The organism is Bacillus sp. FSL R9-9410 (assembly GCF_038050385.1).
GTDB lineage: Bacteria > Bacillota > Bacilli > Bacillales > Bacillaceae_G > Bacillus_A > Bacillus_A cereus_U.
The window spans coordinates 3,410,651-3,428,516 of record NZ_JBBOTV010000001.1 but is presented as its reverse complement, the minus strand read 5'-3'; the positions used below and the strand labels follow the sequence as shown (position 1 = coordinate 3,428,516).

Sequence of the window (17,866 nt, the reverse complement as noted above, 5' to 3'; positions counted from 1 at the left end):
TTGTTTAAACCTCCCAATGCATATAATCCTTTTTCCATACAAAAAGGTGCATTTTGCTCTTTTCAATAATTGATGAACCAATAATCAATGTAAATGTTTTTCTTTACTCTTATGTTATTACAATAATTTACATAATGCCAAACACTATTACTTATCTGTTTTGTAAAAAAACATTCACAATAACTTATCACCCAAGTTAATCTTTCATGTTATAAAGTAATTACGCGAAAAAATGGGGTGGATATATTTGGTATACCTACATTAATAACTATAATTGTTGAATTTAAATATAAGTATAACTGTCAGAATGTTTCGATAAAGTTTAGTTCGAATTATGTATATTGAAATAATAAGCGCTTTCATTGATATTATACAACAATATAACGGAATATAGTTTAAAAAATAAAAAATTATGAATTTACCATAAACTTTATATCGATAGTGTTAAATATTGAAAGGAAAATGAAGGATTTCTACAAAAAAAGTGGCTATACATAAAAAATGCTTCATAAACCGTTAGTTTCTATAAATATGGCGAAAAACAACGTGAAAACAATAGCGCATTTTACCCAATAAAGAGAAGAATGAAATATTTTAAAAGGATAAAACAAATATGGAGATATTAAATTTTCACAAAAGCGGGGAGGAGATATAGTAACGGATATATATACATTGTTCCATGTTTCATTTCAAAATAGACATGCTGAAATTGAAAAAGTTTCTTCTATATAAATAAAACACAAAATAATTTAATGGATGTAAAGGAACCTTGACGTAAAGTTTCCTTTACGTATATACTCAGTATAAGGAAGGAGGGAGAAATTTCCTTGGAAAATAAAATGGTCGAATACCGAAAAAAATTTGGACTATCTCAAGAAAAATTGGCTGAGAAACTTGGAGTTTCCAGACAAACCATTATCTCAATTGAAAAAGGGAAATATGATCCATCACTTCCATTAGCATTTGAAATAGCGAAAACATTTCAAACAACGATAGAACATGTGTTTATTTATGAAGGAAAAGAAGAGGAGGAGAAAGGATGAATTATTCACAAAAGTACTTTGTAATTATGGGGATTATCTTTTTAATTATGAGTGGAACTATGATATTAGCAGGTATAATGACGCATTCTGCACCGCCAAGTCCAACCTATACAGTACTTGCAATGATGATCATGTGTTTTTGCCTAAGCTACTTGCACCCGCAATTTAAAGAAAAAGATGAGCGAATGAAACTCATTCGTTATAAAGGAATGTTCTTCAGCTTTTTTGCGCTAACGGCATATTATCTTCTTTTCTCTATTGGCTTAAACTTAAAAGTAATTACACTATCTGCGGTTGAACTATTGAACATATTAATGGCATTAACGATGAGTACAGTCTTTATCTCGTTTGTTGTTTTGTCGAAAAGATATTAAGATGTAAGAGAGAAAGGAAGATTAACATATGCAAATGATGTACGCTTTTGGCATGGGGATCGTTTTATTTTTAGCAGTGTTCCTATTCATTCGTAAAGACGTTCAAGGCGGGACGTTAACGAAACGAGGATTTTATAAAATGATCGGCTGTTTAGTTGTTATGTTTATAGCGATTATCGTAATGATCGTTTTAATAAATCAGTCACTATAGAACTTAAAAATGGAACCTTACTTTTGTAAGGTTTTTCTTTTAGAAATAAAACTAAAAATAACCATGAAATCCATTTGCTATCTATACCTTACATTATATAATCCAATGAAATGATAGATAAGGAGAATAGTAAATGAATAAAAAAGCTATCCTCTTTGTAGCGATATGTATACTACCTATAGCTAGTATTACTTATATAATATGTAACAAATGAGAACAAGTTCCACCTATATTAGTATAGGAGGGGCATGAATACTACGTTACGAATGAACCTGCCAAAGCAGAAGAAGCCGGGCAAAAACTTGGAGAAGTGACGAAGAAAATTGAAACAAGCAAAAAACCTACTAAAAATAGCGAATCTAATATATTACAAGAAAAAACAGAAATATTTACAATGATTGAAGAAGAAAAAGATGATCACTCGCCATTAATCATAAAGGAGCCTTTTGGTGACGAATATAGAATCGTAAGACCGATGTTAAAACAAGTATTATAATATAAATGAAGAAACAAATTTTTAATAGAGAGTAGTGAGCGGTATGAGATGGAAAGCAGGAACTTTTGAAAAAATAGAAACGAATGATTTATCTATTGAGCAGCTTAAATGTGCCTATAAGTTGTTTTAAAGTACATAACGAAAATTTTTTTCGAAGAAATACTTTATGAAAATATTAAAATATGCAAAATTACATATTGGTTATTCTAAATCTTATGCTAACCTTATAATGATAAATATAACATTTGTTGGTAATGAATGATTTTTGAAGGAAATAAGTTATTGAAAAAAGATACCATATAGGGAAATTGTTAGAATTTCAGATGTTACAAATGTCATCTTATTTTTAATGTCTGATAAAAGTGATGCCATCAGAGGGCAAAATATTGTGGTTGACTATGGATATACAATTGTATAAATAAATCATCTTGGGAATTAAGGGTGTGGATAATGAGTTTATTAATTAAAGATTTAACAAAGAAATTTGACGAGCATGTTGCAGTGAATAATTTGAATATTGAGATACCAAAAGGTGAAATTTTTGGATTCTTGGGCGGGAATGGAGCAGGTAAAACGACTACATTTCGAATGATACTTGGCCTTTTATCGAAATCAAGCGGAACCATTTCATGGAATGGTAAGCCTATAAATTATGATGTAACGGATAAGATTGGGTATTTACCCGAAGAACGTGGGCTTTATGCGAAAATGACTGTCAAAGAACAAGTTAACTTTTTTGCAAAATTAAAGAACATGAAAAGTAAAGATGCAGAAAAAGAACTTCACTATTGGCTGGAGCGTTTTAATATTACTGAGCATCTGAACAAAAAGGTAGGAGAACTTTCAAAAGGGAATCAGCAAAAAATTCAGCTGATAACAGCGATTATACATAAGCCTGAACTCTTAATTTTAGATGAACCATTTAGTGGTTTAGATCCAGTAAATGTTGAAATGTTAAAAGAAGCTGTTCTTGATATGCAAAAACAAGGGGCGTCGATACTTTTTAGTTCACATCGTATGGAACATGTGGAAGAGTTATGCCAACACATTTGTATCATGAACAAAGGAGTACCTGTTGTTCAAGGAGACATTGCCAAAATTAAAAGTGAATTTGGTAAAAAGAATGTTGTAATCGTTGGCGATCATGACTTTGATCATTTGAAAGAAATAAAAGGTGTAGAAAGTATGAAAAAACGTAAAAATGCAGTTACTCTTAAAATTTCATATGAAGAAGTTTCGCATGTTTTATTTAAAGAGATAACGAAATTAGGTTTTGTTAAAAAATTCGCAGTAGAGGAACCTACATTAAATGACATCTTTATTGAGAAAGTAGGTGCACAGCATGAATAGTTTCTGGACGATTTTTTTACAAAACTATAAATCTAAGGTAAAAGCTACATCATATATTGTTATTACAATCATGATTTCTATGTTAATTATAGGAATGATGAATTTTGAAAAAATTTATAACTATTTTGTAGGTAACGAGGAAGAGCAAGTTGTCGTTGTTACAGAAAAAGAAGAATTATATACAACAATTCAACAAGTGTTTAAAAATGTCGATAGTAAGATACATGTTAAACATAGTACGGATAAACAAAAAGCAGAATCAGGTGTTAAAGATGGTGATTATACATATGCAATCGTTGTAGAGGAATTGGATAATAAGCAACTAAAGGCTACGTATATAACTGAGACAGATACAAATCAGCAAGATGTTAGTAAGGTTCAAACGATTTTATCTCAAATACAATCTTCTAATTTCGCGCAGCAATTAAATCTATCACAAGATGAATTAAAGGTGTTAACAACGCCAGTAGAAATTCATACCAAAACTATATCAGATAAGGTTAAAGATGGAAAACATACAGAGGGTGTAGGGATTTTAATTAATACCTTTATCATGCTAAATTATGTAATGATATTATTGTATGCTGCACAATTAGCTACAGATGTTGCAACAGAGAAATCTTCTCGTGTCATGGAGTTAGTTGTTTCAAGTATTTCGCCTACAAAACATTTATATGCGAAGCTCTTCTCAACATTATTGGCAGGTATTACACAAATAATAATTTGGGGCTTGGTCGCAACTGTAGGGTATAAAACAGCAATTAATGATTCGAAAAATGATATTTTAAATAGTATTGATTTAAATTCTGTTGCTCCTACTCTAGTGTTTTATGGGATTCTATTCTTCACATTAGGATTCTTATTATATGGCTCATTATCTTGTCTACTCGGCTCTGTTATTAGTCGTATAGAGGAATCTTCTCAAGCTGTTATGCCGCTGACATTTATGTTAATTGCTGCTTTGTATATCGCACTTTATGGAATGTCAAATCCAAGCAGCACGGTTGTTACCATTACTAGCTATATACCTTTCTTTACTCCTATTGTTATGCTCGTTCGAATTGGATTCCTCAATATCCCAGTATGGGAGATTGCGCTTGCATTAGCGATTCTAATCGCAACAATATGTATGATGATTGGTTTAACGAGTCGTGTTTACCGTGGTGGCGTATTATTATATGGTAAAGGCGCATTTAGTAATATCAAAAGGGCAATCAAGTTAGGGGAAAAATAAGATTGGCTTATTCATATTTTAAAAGACTACATAGTTAATCTATGTAGTTCTTTGTTGTTACAATAATTTTTATATATAAATTATTGTATTAGGCTATTTTTTAAAGAAAACTTTAAAAAGCTCCCAAGAAAAGAGTGAAGAATTGAGTTCTGGCGAACAACGCAGAGCTATGATTGATATAATTTATGTCTTTCTCAAAAATTGAGGAAAAGAAGTAGGGGAAATGGTATAAATATAATATTAGCGATTGATGAACTGGAAGTTTCACAGAATCTTACGCAATGTTTCAATCGAAATGAATATAAGTTGAAAGAAAAGGATATATTTACTGGTTTTTGAAGACATGTTGAATATTACAAGTTTAGAATCGCACTTTGCTATATCACGGTGAACGATATTATAAATAGCAGTAAATCAAATAAAATAAAGCTAGCTAAGATTGAACTTTTTTGTCTAAAATATTGAATCAAATCTAATAAGAGATTTAAAATCATAAGTTTATTTTCATATGAAAAATTAATCGTTGACCAAAAGAGAGCTATTGATCAAATCTTGAACAGTATATAAAAAATTTATTATAAAAATAATATATTGATTTGCTACATAAAGAAAGCCCCTTGACTTATCAAAGGGTTTCTCATATGATCCCGACTGGGTTCGAACCAGCGACCTCCACCCTGTCAAGGGAACTTCCCAGTGGACTGTAGAGGTTTGGGATCCGTAAAACTTATATGTATCAAGGCTCTCAAGTTATTATCCTCATTGAGAACCACTTCAGTTAGAGTTTCTTACGGAAAATACTAAAGTAGTTTTAATATTTAGTCAACCCTCTTTTGCTACGACCTCCACAGTTTTAGCTTTTGAGTTAACGTTCTCAAGGGAGATATTGTAAATGATTATTAACTAATAGATTCACTGAGACAGCAAACTAACAAGGTGTACTATTCAGACAAAACTTGTGAGCTAGTATTCGACAAAAGTAGGAGACTAAAATAGGTGCCGTCTCAGGTGGTATTGATAGGGAAAAATTGGGAATAAATAGAATAACTATTTATGAAAAATAAGAGGAGGAATATAAAATGTTTAAGTGGTTTAAGAAGTGGGTTAACTGGCACGATAATCTAGATCAGGCTCAGGCTGCTATTGAGTTTTATATCGGTGACGATAGAGTCGTTCTCATAGGTGCTGATGCAATGAACTTTATAGCTAACTTTAATAAGAAATACGAAACTCTATATGTTGAAAATAAATTAACTGGAACGAATATACGATTTAGGGTGTTTCATGTAAGTACCTACAAGAGAACAACTTATAAAGTATCAACTGGGGAGGTAGGAAACTAATGGATCCAGCTATAATGCTTCACACTAAATGGTTTCACGCACCCCTCTCTGTGGTCGTTTCTCCCAAGTTACAATATCGAACAGTTATGAAAGTATAACTATTATAGGTACACATGAGCAGGAACACCTCCATAGTAAACTGCTACATATCCCCACCTCGGAAGTAATAACCCCTTTATAGAATCCTGCATAATAACTACCCACTTAGTTGATGTTACTGCATTCCCACCTCATAAGTATACACTCATATACAACCTACTACACAGCAATAATTATGCAGTCAATACCTACTAGGGGTAGCTAACTCTTTGTGGCTCTAAGGCTGACACCTCTTTAGTCTACTCATAGTTAGCTTTGTATAATCGGTATTATGTTAACTAGAGGACGTATACGTGTTAGATGTAACAGTGGAGAGGATGAACGAGCAGGAACGCCTGTGAGCTTCTCTGTGGAGTCAGTAACCAATTTGTACCACCTCTAGGGGTAAAGTATCTCACGGGGCAACTTGGGTCTTCTCAGGGCTATTCCTGTTGGTCGCTTTCTCGTTGGCTGACTGTCAGTAGCTCCTCTGGTGGTGGCGTGCTCAGTGGGTGCTCTCACAATCAGGAGGCGTAGGGGGGTGTACGTATACGCATGTAAACATATGTAGTAGAAATTTATTAGGAAAATCGACCCCAAAGTTTTACCCCATGAGCCAGTACACCTAGAGTTTTCCACCTCAGCAGTAAATTTAAAAAGTTTTCTCCCAACATCGAGCCTTAGGGAGTTGCAAGATGCAACCACCTAACAGGACACCTACAGGGTTTTATAAAATATTTATCTCCCAAAGTTGAACCCCTAGAGTCAGCCCCCAGTAGCAACCCCCTAAGTTTCACCTACAGAGATCGGCTATCTCAGGTATTACTCAGGGACTATGCTCAACATAGGTCGTCCTCATAAGGTATTTAAATATATTCATATATGAGATAGCAACCACTAGAGTCGGCAACCTACTTGAAGTATCCGTTAAACGGAGAGTTAGTTTTACTACCTCTCATCATATCACTACCTAAGTTAACTTGTGAGATGAGACAAACCCAGTAAGGTGTAGAAATTAACTCCTAAGTTACCGTATAGTCTACCTCAAGTGTTGATACATAGGAGTGAAATACACAGTATACGCCCCCTGAGGTAGTTGTTTTACTACAATATCTAAAAAGAGTTAACTCGATAGGTACCACTTGATAGAAATACCTAATTAGGAATAACCAATAGGTAATCATAGAGAAAGAAAAATAAAAAAGGTCTATAAGAGGAGTAGCTCTAAGAGTAACCTATCAAGTAGTAACTATCCGATGAATCGGAAAGAATAACCCTGATAGGATAAACTAAGAGATGCCAGCTCATATAGGTATTAGGTATTAAATGATTTTAAAACAATAACTATGAGGAAGCAGCAATAGAGGTTAAGCTATCAGGTTATAATCTTCTCGTAAACGAGATAGACAAGCCTTGATAGAATAGCCTAATAGATCTCCGTCTCAGGTTTTTGTATTTATGTATTGAGAAAGTAGAATCTAATTAGGAATATCCCAGGAGGCAGCCAATCAGGTTTGCCTCCTTTTGTTATGCCTAACGAGGACGGACAAAGGAGTTTGACTCAGGAGAGGTCCTTGCTGAGATAGCCTAGTAGGTACACAGATACAGAGAAACGAATAACAAAAATAGGCTCAATCCCTTGTGGGAGTAAGGTTGATGGTAAATTAATAGAGCCAGTCTCATACACCAAAAAGGGCTAATAGAGCCAGTCTCATACACCAAAATGAGGACAACCTCTACAGTGTATAACACTATATGTGTAAAAAAAGAAAGAATTTATACATATATCTTGTGTCTTATTTTGAAACGTAATACAATATAAATAGAAAATAAGAAACTAATAATTATATCATATAGTTAACTGTCTCGTCAAATAAAAATAATGGAGGTAAACAAATGAGCAATCAACTAACGATCAATGAACTAAGAGGAATGACAGTAGAGGAAGCGATAATCTCGGGAGCTGACATCATTAGTCCAGCTCAGAAGCAAGCGAGAAAAGGAAAACCTAAGGAGAGTTACAAAGAAGGTAATACCCAGTTTACTATGGTGAGAGATGAAATAAGAGAGGTAAATGATTACCTATCATTAGAGAACTCAGGAGTAATGATGTTCCTGCTGGGGTTTGCCAAGTTAGGTAAAAATGGAGTCTTGTATTATCGTGAGGAAGGAAAAGAATCAGAGTTACTTTCCACTAGCAAACTAGCAGAGCTACTCGGAAAGAAGCCAACTCAAGTAAAGAATATTTTAGCAGAGCTGGAGAAGTTAAGTCTCATTGTTAGAACTAAACAGGGGCGCAACACAGTTATCTCACTAGGGGAGCAGTTCTTCAATATAGGGAACTACGAGAGTAAGGATATGTTCACAAAAGTGTACAAAGGTAAGCTCCTAGAGGTAGCTAAAAAGATTACCTTCTCGGAGTTAGGGCTCTTCTTTAAACTACTTAGTCACTTCCATTATGAGTTGCATATATTGGTGGACAACCCTCACGAGGTGAATGTATCAGAGTTAGAAATATGGAGTAGAAAACACATTGCTCTCTCGGTTGGTTGCTCAGCTGATTTCACAAAGAGAGCTATCCCTAAGTTAATACGAGCAGGATTACTAATGGAGATTAATTCCGTTAAGAAGGTAATCATCTTGAATCCACAACTAGTTAGTAAAAAGCTTAGAACTCCAAACATAAGAGAGCTGGCTGATGCTATCGAGCTGGCTTCCTTCTCTAAAGATAACTTCAAAAAGTAATCCCCTACCAATGATCCACAGGGTACACCCCACCACATTACCCCCCCAAGGAGGAAAACAAATGAGCATTTACTCGAAAGATATAATCCTAGAGATACTAGCTGAATTGAAATACTACGGTAAAAATATAAGCGAGGTAGCGTTCTCCAGAGATCGTCCCCAGTTGTTTGTAGCTATCGAGTCTGAATTTGGTTCTCTCGATAATGCACTGGCTCAGGTTACACCAATAAAAGTACAACCAAGGAAAATGACTAAAAAGGATAATATTTATACTTGGCTGGCTCACTGAGAGCTGGCTTTTTTTGGTTTGTCTAAGGACGGGGACAAGATGTACCCTCCCTAAATATTACGCCTAGACTAGATGGTTTCAAAATGAAGGACGAAGATGAAAAGGCACTGTATACAATATATAGAGTGGACGGAAGTAGCCATAAGCAATGGTTCCTCACCGAGGACGGAATATACGAGTTGTTAATGATTTCCCGTAAGCCAATCGCCAAACAGTGAAAAAGAAGTGATGGGTTTCTTGAGTGATAAAACACACCTAAAGAAAATATCAACAACCCAAGGAAGAAATTGAGCTTGATGGTTATAAGTCGATAGAAGGTAAAGAAATTAGAGAAATTTTAGTAAGTGGCAAAATGACCCCTACTAAAATAGAGCCTAAGTTAGGTAAGGAAACAAAATTGGTAGTAGGTTTACTACTCTATATATGTAGGAAACAAATTAGAGGATATCACACTGAACTGCTGAGAAGCTTACCCCCTTCAGTTACTCAGCAGTTGTCCTCCCCATTTTACTCATGTATTAATCTCCTTTCATTGGATCTACTGGAGAACGGAAAACTTCGGTAGATCACCTTTTTTAACTTTGCGTTGCGCTTATCGAGTCTCCTCCAGAGAGAAAAATCACTTCCTCGGTAATCGCAATGGAGAGCTAATCTCTCCAAAGTCCTAAGATTAAATCAGCCATATGTAACCTCCTGAGGGTTTGATGTTGGGGAACATCTCTTATGGCTAACTCCACTGGTACGAGCTGGTGGAGTCTTCTTTTAATTACACAAGTATAGACCAATAGATAGCTAGACAAATAACCGTAAAGGGTGATGAATATGCCATTTAAGAAATTAACTGTTGAGGAAGCAGACGTAAAGGTTGCTATGAATCAGGCTACTCGAGAGAGGTACCTCAAATATAAAGAAATCACAGGGTGCTCTAATACAGCTTTTGCTGTGAAGGTGGGATTTGGTAGATGTACGATTCAGAATTGGCTTGCTGGAAAGTTCGATTTTTCTCAGCAGAGTCTAGAGCATATACAGTTCATTATTGGTAGCACTCAAGAGCAACTGAGAAGCATTTAAAGTAAAACGAAATCAATAACCAATGAGCTGGCAACTGCTGAAGTAGGAAATGACAAGCCTACGGAGGTTGCTGTCTCGTTGTTGTTATAGAGGGAATAAGTGAGTTTTACCTCCTGAGGGTTTCCTCATTTGTTCCTTCTATAATGGCTTAGCTACTGGGTAGCACTATTTCGTCATTACCAACCCCAGCGGAGACCGTACTCTTACGGTTATCCCAACAAATCAACTAAATGGAAATATTCTCATGAGAGGATATACAAGGAGGAAACACATGAGTGATATTATTTTAGGACAACACTCCAATTTAAAGAAACAATTTGTAGATCGTCGTATTAAGGACTTAGCAGGTCGCAAGATGATCGCTGACTTACTTATGACTAAAACCTCAGTTGATGCTCTATCAGTTAAATTCTTCAAAGATGCTGATGCAGATGCTAACGGTCGTTATGCTTACGAAGAAGTACCTGAGGTAGGTGAAGGCTCAGGATTCAAACGTATTGGTATCAGCGAGAAGGCGCAACTTGCTTTAATCCGTAAGTATGGCTTAGAGGCTGCTATCTCGTACGAGCAACAACGCTTTGGAGCTGACAGTTACTTTGAGCGAGTGTTCAATAAGCTTGCTAACTCGGTTAGTAATATGGTTAACGCAATGACTTATGATCGCATTCTAAATGATGCAAATATTAACAAGCGTACTAAAACAGGTACTGGCTCAGATTTATACTGGAGTGATGTAACTGCTGGTCAATCAGCTAAGGGACAGACCACTAAGGGCGCTATTGCTATTCGTAGTGATTTAACGACTGCACAGGTTGAAGCTGCAAAGTTTGGCTACGTGTTAGACACGATGGTTGTCTCTCCAGCTACTTTTGGAATCATCTCTAACAATAGTGATGCTTCTCCAGAATACATCAATCAGGACTTAAAACAATTGGCTGGTTACCGCGGTAACTTCTTAGGTTTAGACCTAATTGTAGATGAAATGTTCGCTGATAAGGATGTACTGTTAGTTCAACGTGGAGCTATCGGAGATATTGCTGATGCAGTTCCATTATCTACGAGCCAGTACAACCAAGATGAGGACATGACTACAGTTGTGAGAGCGTTACGCTTCACAGAGTCATACGTGACGGATCCTAAAGGCGTATACTTACTTAAAAATATTATTGCCTAGTACAACCTAATAGGGAGTAGCCATTATGGGTTGCTCCCTATTTTTATTTAAACTAATGAGGTGAAATATATGCAACTTATGAAGTTTAACAATACAGGTCATTTAACGGAGTCGTTCTCCGAGGAAGGACAAGACCTAATGAAGGATGCAGAGTTATTCTCCACAGGTAAACACAGAGGACGAAACTACACAAGTAAGGACTTGCATGCTTTGGCTAGCTCGTTTAACAAAGAGGACATGATACCAATCCAGTTAGACCACAGTGAGAGTGCAAAAGATACCGTTGGACTACTCGAGAGCGTGAAGGTAGTAGGTGAAAAGCTGATGGGAACCGTTCGTATTATCGAGGACTCCATTAAACAGCGTGTTCAAAAGGGATTAGCCAAGAAGGTGTCTATCTCATTCTACACTGACCAGAAAGGCAACCCCTCACGGATTCGAGAAGTAAGCCTTGTAGCATTCCCGCAACTAAAAGGTGCTCAACTATTCTCCGAGCAGGAAGAACCCCTAAAGTACAGCCCTCAAGAAGTATACAAAGCCTTTTCGGTGACTATGGAGGCAATAGCTCGGGAAGAGAAATCCTTTGAGGAAGAATACAAACAGTATGTTAAATCATTAGGAATCAAATAGGAGGTAGGCTAAATGAATAAAGTAAAGATCGTAACCTCATCAGGTGGCACTCTAGAAGTCCAGCTCTCAGATATTAAGTTGCAGGAGTTCAAAGAATGGCTAGAAAGTGAATCTAGCTCATTGTTCACTATAGAGGTAGACAAGCACAGGGAGATTAATCTAACGAATGTATCTGTATTACTATTCAGTGTAACTAAGGAGGGAAATTAATATGGCTAGACCTCATAATCCCACTGGAGGGCCACGCACTCCTGAGGGGAAAGCGAAAGCGTTAAAGAATCTAACTCCAGGTAACTACATTCACGGGTTGTATCTGAAGGACTTTAAAGCGGATCTAACTGAGGAGGAGAACCAATGGTATAAAGAAACGTTCGAACACTATCAAGAGAAATACGAGTTGGACAAGCTAGATTTAGAAACACTTGACCTAGCTCTGATTAACCTCATTAAGGCTAGACGTAAGAATGTAACTATGGAGTATGCAGTCAATGAGAAGGTAAGTATGGCAGACTTCGAGAGTCGCTATATTAGATTAATAGACGAATTAGGACTATCCCGTAAGTACCGCTTGTCTAAGGGTAATATTGAGAATCCTAATACGTTTGATCCATCAATGTTATTTGATAACTAATCCATCCGAGGGGGAATGCTATATGTGTAAGTATAGATGTTATGTTAGATGGACTAGTGGAGGCAAAGAATACCTAAGTAACTTTACCACTGAGACAGACAGTGGGGTTAGCTGGCTCCATAGTGATATCACAAAGAGTTATAACAACCAATTGAGATACACCATAGATGGAAAACTAATAAATGTGGAAGTAGAGGAGATAGTAGCTAATGAGAAATAACCGTAAAGAGAACCAACTGAGATGGTCGCTGTGGCTTTACTTACTCATGTATGGTCTACTGGGGTGTCTTGTCATGTTCGTACTCATGTAGGTATATCTAGAAAGTACAATACCGAGATAGCATTTTTGAGGAGATTATCTTTACTTAGTTGATACTAGGTAGGGCTAACTCTGTAGAAGTGCTATCTCGGTATTTTTTTGTGTAAGTCACCTTTTCGTCTGTCTCTCTAGAATTATAACTAAAGGGAGGGTGCGCAAGCGGGATACGGCCTTATAGAGAAGATAGATAGTTGAAACATCGGGTATTACCACAGTAAACCAACTTTACAAAAGGTGTTTTCTTTCTAGATTGACTACTCTATAATCAGATTTGGAAAGTGGTACTAGGTGAGGGGGTGTTTTGTTTTGTTTGATTCAATTGTTTTTATAGATGGATATGTGAGACTTGAGGTGGAATCAATAGGGAGTAAAATTCGCTTCACTATACGAACTGAAATGGGAGGAGTTATACAAACTGAGTTATTGCTTAGTCAATCTCAACAGGTGATAAGAAAATTAGAGCAAAAGCAGAGTGCTGAACTTTTGGGTTTGGAAGGTGAAATAATTTCTTTTGCTCCTCTCAATGGTAACTATTTAGCTGTAGATATAAAAGGGAGAAGTAAAAAGGATGGATTTGTGTTAACCCCTGAGCAAGCGCAAGGAGTTATTAAGTTCTGTGGTAGATCTATATAAATAACTGTTAGGAGATAACTGAGATGAAGAAAGTTAAAACGGTTGCGTTTAATATGCTTGATCCGCTGGACAGGCGTTTATACAATCATATGGAAAGGCAAATGTATTTTAGCACACATATGAAAAGGTTAATTCAAAGGGACGTGGAGCAAGGGGAAAAGGTTTGTTTTGAAGGTGGTACTAGAGTTGAATCTTATTCCGACTTCCAAAATAAATAAAGCAGAGTTAGCATGATTTTATAAACTTATAATTTCAATTACCGTAATGGTAAACCTGAGGAGGAAAACAAAAGAGCCGACTCAGGGGGCCAGCTCGGTGTTTATTATCTGTTAAATATATCATTGATTGCTTCTGGGTTTAACTCCTCGGTTAATTCATTGAGATTAAAACTAAGAGTTTTAGAGATTTTGCCAGCGTGTAAGATAACTACATACGTAAGACCTAGTTGAAATGTATCTACTTTGCAAACTTTATTAGTGATACGAGAAAGTGAGTCTTGGAAGTTAGATACTAGAGTATCGATCTCCTCCATAACGATATCTAAATTAGTTGGTTGAATAGTGTTTGTTGTCATAAATAATCTCTCCCTTTAGTTTTTGTTTGTTTACACGAGAAAGGTAATACTACAGGTGTACAATCATGAGTGAAACGATGTAACCGACTGCGTAAAGAAAGGTAATGCTGCCACTAGCTACCAAGGTCGACATAACCCAATCTTTAAGTTTCAACTTATTCGCCTCCTGTGGAGTCGAACCTTTACAGCTATTCCTGCTCGTGATACCATAGGGAGGAAAGAGCCTTATAGGTTCGACTGAATTGCGTAGCCTTACTCCTAGTTCGCCAAAACTTGAGGGAGTAGGGCTATTTTGCGTTACTCGATAATCTTCTTACCGGCGTACAAACGAGTTAGCATGTTGTCTACGATAGTTGCCTTGTGAGGAGTCTCAATCTTCTTTAGCTGATTATATGCGTTGTACATCCTCTTAGCATCCTCTATGTTATCCAACTCGTAGTACTCCATGATCCTGCCGTAGAATCGTTGCTGTTTAGTTTCCACTTTGTTTGCTCACCTCGTTTCCTTAGTGGCTTAATTACATACTACATTAGAAGTTCCTGAACCGTCAATACTTATTTGTAAACTTTTTAGATTATTTCACACGAGTAGGTAAAATTCACTAGACCTCATACAAGGCGCGTGCTGAGCAGGTAACCTACATAGATGCAAATGTATTAGTCGTCCTTATATAAGTTCGTATGGGTTAATCTGGAGCTTTTTTTCATAGCGACAAATCTCTTTGAGAGGACGTTTCTGTCTCATACAGCATTTCATCGAGCATATACCTGATTAGTTGCCAGCTCAAAGGGTATTTATAATGTACATATCCTTGTACCTACAGAGAACGGACAATAACCAGATTGAATGCTAACAGGTGTAACCCATCGAGCATTACTGGACAGATGCTACCTCTGGGGTTAACCGAGATAGGACAGCAACCAGATAGCAGGGATTATTACCTACAGTAATGCTACTGGAGAAAGTTGAAAAGTTTGCACTTAAGAGATCGCTGAGCAGTAGATAACTTCTGAGCCAGAACTCCATAGAAGTAGCCTGTGAAATCACGTACACGTTTAACCTTTGAAGCCAATACCGAGGCTTGTACACTTGAGATAGCAATCTCTAAAGTATCCACTAAATCAGGTGCATGTTTCTTGGTTGCCATACATACTTTACTCCATAGTTTGAACACTTTAGTTACATCGAAATAAGGTAATGTAGAGATAGCGAACTCCATAGGAACACCAGCAGATACTAAATGGTTAATACCTAACTCGTGCACTACGTATGTTTTATTATTAGATATTTTAGCTTTAGAAGGAATTGTATCTGTATGAGCTGGCACCTCATCAGTACACTCAGGGGTAGGCTCCTCGGCTTCCTCTTGGGGTGACAAAACAGTGTGACTATCAAAGGGATTGATCACATTAATGAATGCTGAATGACCACCTCTAACAGGTTTAAAACTCTCTATCCGAGTAATGATACCTAACTCGGATAAACGTTTTAGGCAACGCTGAATAGTACGCTTAGAGTAGTGTACTAGATCAGCTAATGTTTGTACTTTGAGGTAGCTAACTCCTACAAATTTACAACTATAACTAGCAATCTTCCATAGTACTGTGTATTCAGACTCCTTAAGCTTGTACACTGACAGGTATTCACTAATAGAATTGTCCATCTCAGCTACTGAATTAAACGATTGATACTTACGTAATTCCTTCATAGTTATTCCTCCTATATAATCAAGAAGGAAGACCTCTTGAGCTAGTACCAATAAGCATGATACAATAGCAAACAAGGAAGCTCCTTCGAGTTTCTGTAGCTGTAAGAGAGTCCTTTCCGGTCGCCAAACTAGGAGGGCTCTCTTTTTATTTGTTTTAAATCTCAAGTGAATTAAGTGGATTAAACTTATCGTTTTGCTCTTTCAAGGCAGTTCCCCAAAGAGCAAGATACCTCTCAGTCATTCTCAAATTGCTATGTCTCAGCATTCTTTGGAGAGTGAAAACATCCATACCAGCCATTAAGCAACGATGAGCAAAAGTGTGACGGAAAGTATGAGCTGATAAGCGAACATCAGTAAAGTTCATTACCGCTTTGAGTCGTTTAAATATGAGTTTGATACCATTAGGACTCATTTGTTTTCCTTCTCGTGTGGTAAATACGTACTCAGGGATTTTACCTAGCTCACGTTCTGCAAATACCTTGTACTCACAAAGTTCTTTTACAAGTTTGTCCGTGAGAGGGACAGTCTGCTGCTTTCGAGCTTTACCAAATAGGGTTACGGTTTGGTTTACTAAGTCCAATTCACTCCAGCGTATATTGATAAGCTCCCCTAACCTCGAGCCAGTTCCTAAAAGGAAAACAATAATAGTGTGATCTCGATAAGCGTAAAAGCTTTTATTTCTTGCTTTAAGTCTCCTATAGTAGCGAAGCATTTGTTTGATATGTTCATCTTGGAATACCTCAATTTTTATATCCTCTTTAGCCAGCTTCATTTTACGAATAGGGTTTTCTTTCTCAGTGATAATGTCCTCATGTTGTAAATAGTTAAAGAATATCTTTAGGTGATGAAGCTTTGTGTTTCTTGTTACTACATTGTTTTTTCTTGTTCGTTGACAATACATGAGGTAGCTCTTAACAGTTGCTTCTCTAATATCTCGTGTATCTATCAGTTCTCTCTCAGAGCAGAACGTTTGGAACTCATGCATGGTAGCCATATAAGATTGGATTGTACGAGGAGACAGATTAGCGAACTCTTTTTCCTCCTTAAAGTCCTTCATAGCAAACTTAAGTAGCATTTTCTTATCAGTCCTTTCTCAGTTTTATAGAAACAAAAAAGAGGACTACCTCTGAGCCAGCTGATTAGCTGACTAGAAGTAGTCCTCTTTTAACTTGTGGTGTCTGATGGAGACCTCCACAGTTTTAGCTTTTGAGAATGTCCTCTCAAGCCTTGATACTCTTGAGTTTTATGATCCCGACTGGGTTCGAACCAGCGACCTCCACCCTGTCAAGGTGGCGCTCTCCCTGCTGAGCTACGGGATCTTCAAAAATGCTTATGTAATAGCATCTTTAATCATTATGCTAAAGCAATTATATATAATTAACTGAAATTTTACAATATTTTATAGTAATCTTTTAAAGGGAAAGTATTTGGAATCACGCTAGTAGTGTATTAAGGAATATATAAGAAGAACATTTAATTGAAAGTGGATTTTGAATAAACCGGTTATATTATGATTTTCGATACCAATCCAAAGAACCTTCATCGCTTAAGTCAACAAGAAAAGGGAATAAGAAGTGTAAAGGTAAGCTTATAAATTCTGGCATAGCGCTCAATGTTTTCTTTGATAGATATTGCCGTCCGAAACAATACGGACAATCTTTTTCAAATGTCACGAGTATCGACCATACATCTTTTATTTTCCACTTCGTTTTACAATACGTACAACGCGCCATGGAGTTCCTCCTCATTTTAAGGTGTTTTCTAATATATTCTATTTGATCGTACTAAAGTCAAGTGTAGTTGGTGTGATAGAATGTAAGTTGGTTTGTTTTTTTATATGGATGTATTCCGTAATTTATGACTAAGTGAATATAGTGTGAGGGTTATATAATAAGAGATTTTCATTTTTAATATGCAAATTGGCCAATATATCCTTTTTACAATTTTTAAGAAATCATGTATA

Annotated in this window: 20 protein-coding genes, 1 tRNA gene and 1 pseudogene; 17 read left to right on the top strand and 5 right to left on the bottom strand. The window is 36.3% G+C overall.

The window, feature by feature from the left end; translation table 11 throughout:
• The first annotated feature begins 827 nt into the window (after window positions 1-827).
• From MKX77_RS17855 to MKX77_RS17780, 17 genes and pseudogenes are all read left to right on the top strand, one after another.
• The gene (locus MKX77_RS17855; RefSeq protein ID WP_002011455.1) at window positions 828-1,043 is read left to right on the top strand and encodes a helix-turn-helix transcriptional regulator; all 216 of its coding nucleotides are present in this window, start codon (window positions 828-830) and stop codon (window positions 1,041-1,043) included.
• Window positions 1,040-1,417: a permease gene (locus tag MKX77_RS17850; protein ID WP_341307377.1), complete on the top strand. Its 378-nt coding sequence runs from the start codon at window positions 1,040-1,042 to the stop codon at window positions 1,415-1,417. Before MKX77_RS17855 ends, MKX77_RS17850 begins: the two co-directional genes overlap by 4 nt.
• 28 nt (window positions 1,418-1,445) lie before the next feature.
• Window positions 1,446-1,628 (top strand): DUF3976 domain-containing protein, encoded by a 183-nt coding sequence (locus tag MKX77_RS17845; RefSeq protein WP_341307376.1) that lies wholly within the window; start codon window positions 1,446-1,448, stop codon window positions 1,626-1,628.
• A gap of 133 nt (window positions 1,629-1,761) precedes the next feature.
• Window positions 1,762-2,124, top strand: a pseudogene (locus MKX77_RS17840) (hypothetical protein).
• Between the two features lie 292 nt (window positions 2,125-2,416).
• Complete coding sequence (locus MKX77_RS30700) at window positions 2,417-2,542, top strand: SDR family oxidoreductase (RefSeq protein ID WP_445819117.1); 126 nt, start codon at window positions 2,417-2,419, stop codon at window positions 2,540-2,542.
• A 32-nt stretch (window positions 2,543-2,574) separates the two neighbouring features.
• Window positions 2,575-3,474 (top strand): ABC transporter ATP-binding protein, encoded by a 900-nt coding sequence (locus MKX77_RS17835; RefSeq protein WP_341307375.1) that lies wholly within the window; start codon window positions 2,575-2,577, stop codon window positions 3,472-3,474.
• Window positions 3,467-4,708 (top strand): ABC transporter permease, encoded by a 1,242-nt coding sequence (locus MKX77_RS17830; RefSeq protein ID WP_341307374.1) that lies wholly within the window; start codon window positions 3,467-3,469, stop codon window positions 4,706-4,708. Before MKX77_RS17835 ends, MKX77_RS17830 begins: the two co-directional genes overlap by 8 nt.
• 1,079 nt (window positions 4,709-5,787) lie before the next feature.
• Window positions 5,788-6,051, top strand: coding sequence for a hypothetical protein (locus tag MKX77_RS17825; RefSeq protein ID WP_002158815.1), 264 nt, complete (start codon window positions 5,788-5,790; stop codon window positions 6,049-6,051).
• A 1,974-nt stretch (window positions 6,052-8,025) separates the two neighbouring features.
• Window positions 8,026-8,874, top strand: coding sequence for a hypothetical protein (locus MKX77_RS17820; RefSeq protein ID WP_341307373.1), 849 nt, complete (start codon window positions 8,026-8,028; stop codon window positions 8,872-8,874).
• Window positions 8,875-8,935: 61 nt separating this feature from the next.
• Window positions 8,936-9,163, top strand: coding sequence for a hypothetical protein (locus MKX77_RS17815; protein WP_341307372.1), 228 nt, complete (start codon window positions 8,936-8,938; stop codon window positions 9,161-9,163).
• An 822-nt stretch (window positions 9,164-9,985) separates the two neighbouring features.
• Window positions 9,986-10,234, top strand: a complete 249-nt coding sequence (locus MKX77_RS17810) for a hypothetical protein (RefSeq protein WP_341307371.1) — start codon at window positions 9,986-9,988, stop codon at window positions 10,232-10,234.
• 271 nt (window positions 10,235-10,505) lie between these two features.
• A complete protein-coding gene (locus tag MKX77_RS17805; RefSeq protein WP_341307370.1) occupies window positions 10,506-11,408 on the top strand; it encodes a phage major capsid protein in 903 nt (300 codons plus the stop codon).
• 69 nt (window positions 11,409-11,477) lie between these two features.
• Window positions 11,478-12,038, top strand: coding sequence for a hypothetical protein (locus tag MKX77_RS17800; RefSeq protein ID WP_341307369.1), 561 nt, complete (start codon window positions 11,478-11,480; stop codon window positions 12,036-12,038).
• A 12-nt stretch (window positions 12,039-12,050) separates the two neighbouring features.
• The gene (locus MKX77_RS17795) at window positions 12,051-12,248 is read left to right on the top strand and encodes a hypothetical protein (RefSeq protein ID WP_341307368.1); all 198 of its coding nucleotides are present in this window, start codon (window positions 12,051-12,053) and stop codon (window positions 12,246-12,248) included.
• Window position 12,249: 1 nt separating this feature from the next.
• Window positions 12,250-12,669: a hypothetical protein gene (locus MKX77_RS17790; protein ID WP_105586639.1), complete on the top strand. Its 420-nt coding sequence runs from the start codon at window positions 12,250-12,252 to the stop codon at window positions 12,667-12,669.
• A 625-nt stretch (window positions 12,670-13,294) separates the two neighbouring features.
• The gene (locus MKX77_RS17785; RefSeq protein WP_341307367.1) at window positions 13,295-13,621 is read left to right on the top strand and encodes a hypothetical protein; all 327 of its coding nucleotides are present in this window, start codon (window positions 13,295-13,297) and stop codon (window positions 13,619-13,621) included.
• A gap of 23 nt (window positions 13,622-13,644) precedes the next feature.
• Window positions 13,645-13,839: a hypothetical protein gene (locus MKX77_RS17780; protein WP_341307366.1), complete on the top strand. Its 195-nt coding sequence runs from the start codon at window positions 13,645-13,647 to the stop codon at window positions 13,837-13,839.
• 104 nt (window positions 13,840-13,943) lie between these two features.
• Here MKX77_RS17780 and MKX77_RS17775 read toward each other — a convergent pair whose 3' ends face one another.
• The 5 genes from MKX77_RS17775 to MKX77_RS17755 all read right to left on the bottom strand — a co-directional run bounded on the left by MKX77_RS17775 (window position 13,944) and on the right by MKX77_RS17755 (window position 17,636).
• Window positions 13,944-14,195 (bottom strand): hypothetical protein, encoded by a 252-nt coding sequence (locus MKX77_RS17775; protein ID WP_341307365.1) that lies wholly within the window; start codon window positions 14,193-14,195, stop codon window positions 13,944-13,946.
• A gap of 952 nt (window positions 14,196-15,147) precedes the next feature.
• A complete protein-coding gene (locus MKX77_RS17770) occupies window positions 15,148-15,903 on the bottom strand; it encodes a helix-turn-helix domain-containing protein (RefSeq protein ID WP_341307364.1) in 756 nt (251 codons plus the stop codon).
• Between the two features lie 154 nt (window positions 15,904-16,057).
• On the bottom strand, window positions 16,058-16,978 hold the full coding sequence (locus MKX77_RS17765; RefSeq protein ID WP_341307363.1) for a tyrosine-type recombinase/integrase: 921 nt from the start codon (window positions 16,976-16,978) through the stop codon (window positions 16,058-16,060).
• Between the two features lie 171 nt (window positions 16,979-17,149).
• Window positions 17,150-17,222: transfer RNA gene (locus MKX77_RS17760), tRNA-Val, on the bottom strand.
• A 189-nt stretch (window positions 17,223-17,411) separates the two neighbouring features.
• Window positions 17,412-17,636, bottom strand: a complete 225-nt coding sequence (locus tag MKX77_RS17755; RefSeq protein ID WP_341307362.1) for a hypothetical protein — start codon at window positions 17,634-17,636, stop codon at window positions 17,412-17,414.
• Window positions 17,637-17,866: the final 230 nt, after the last annotated feature.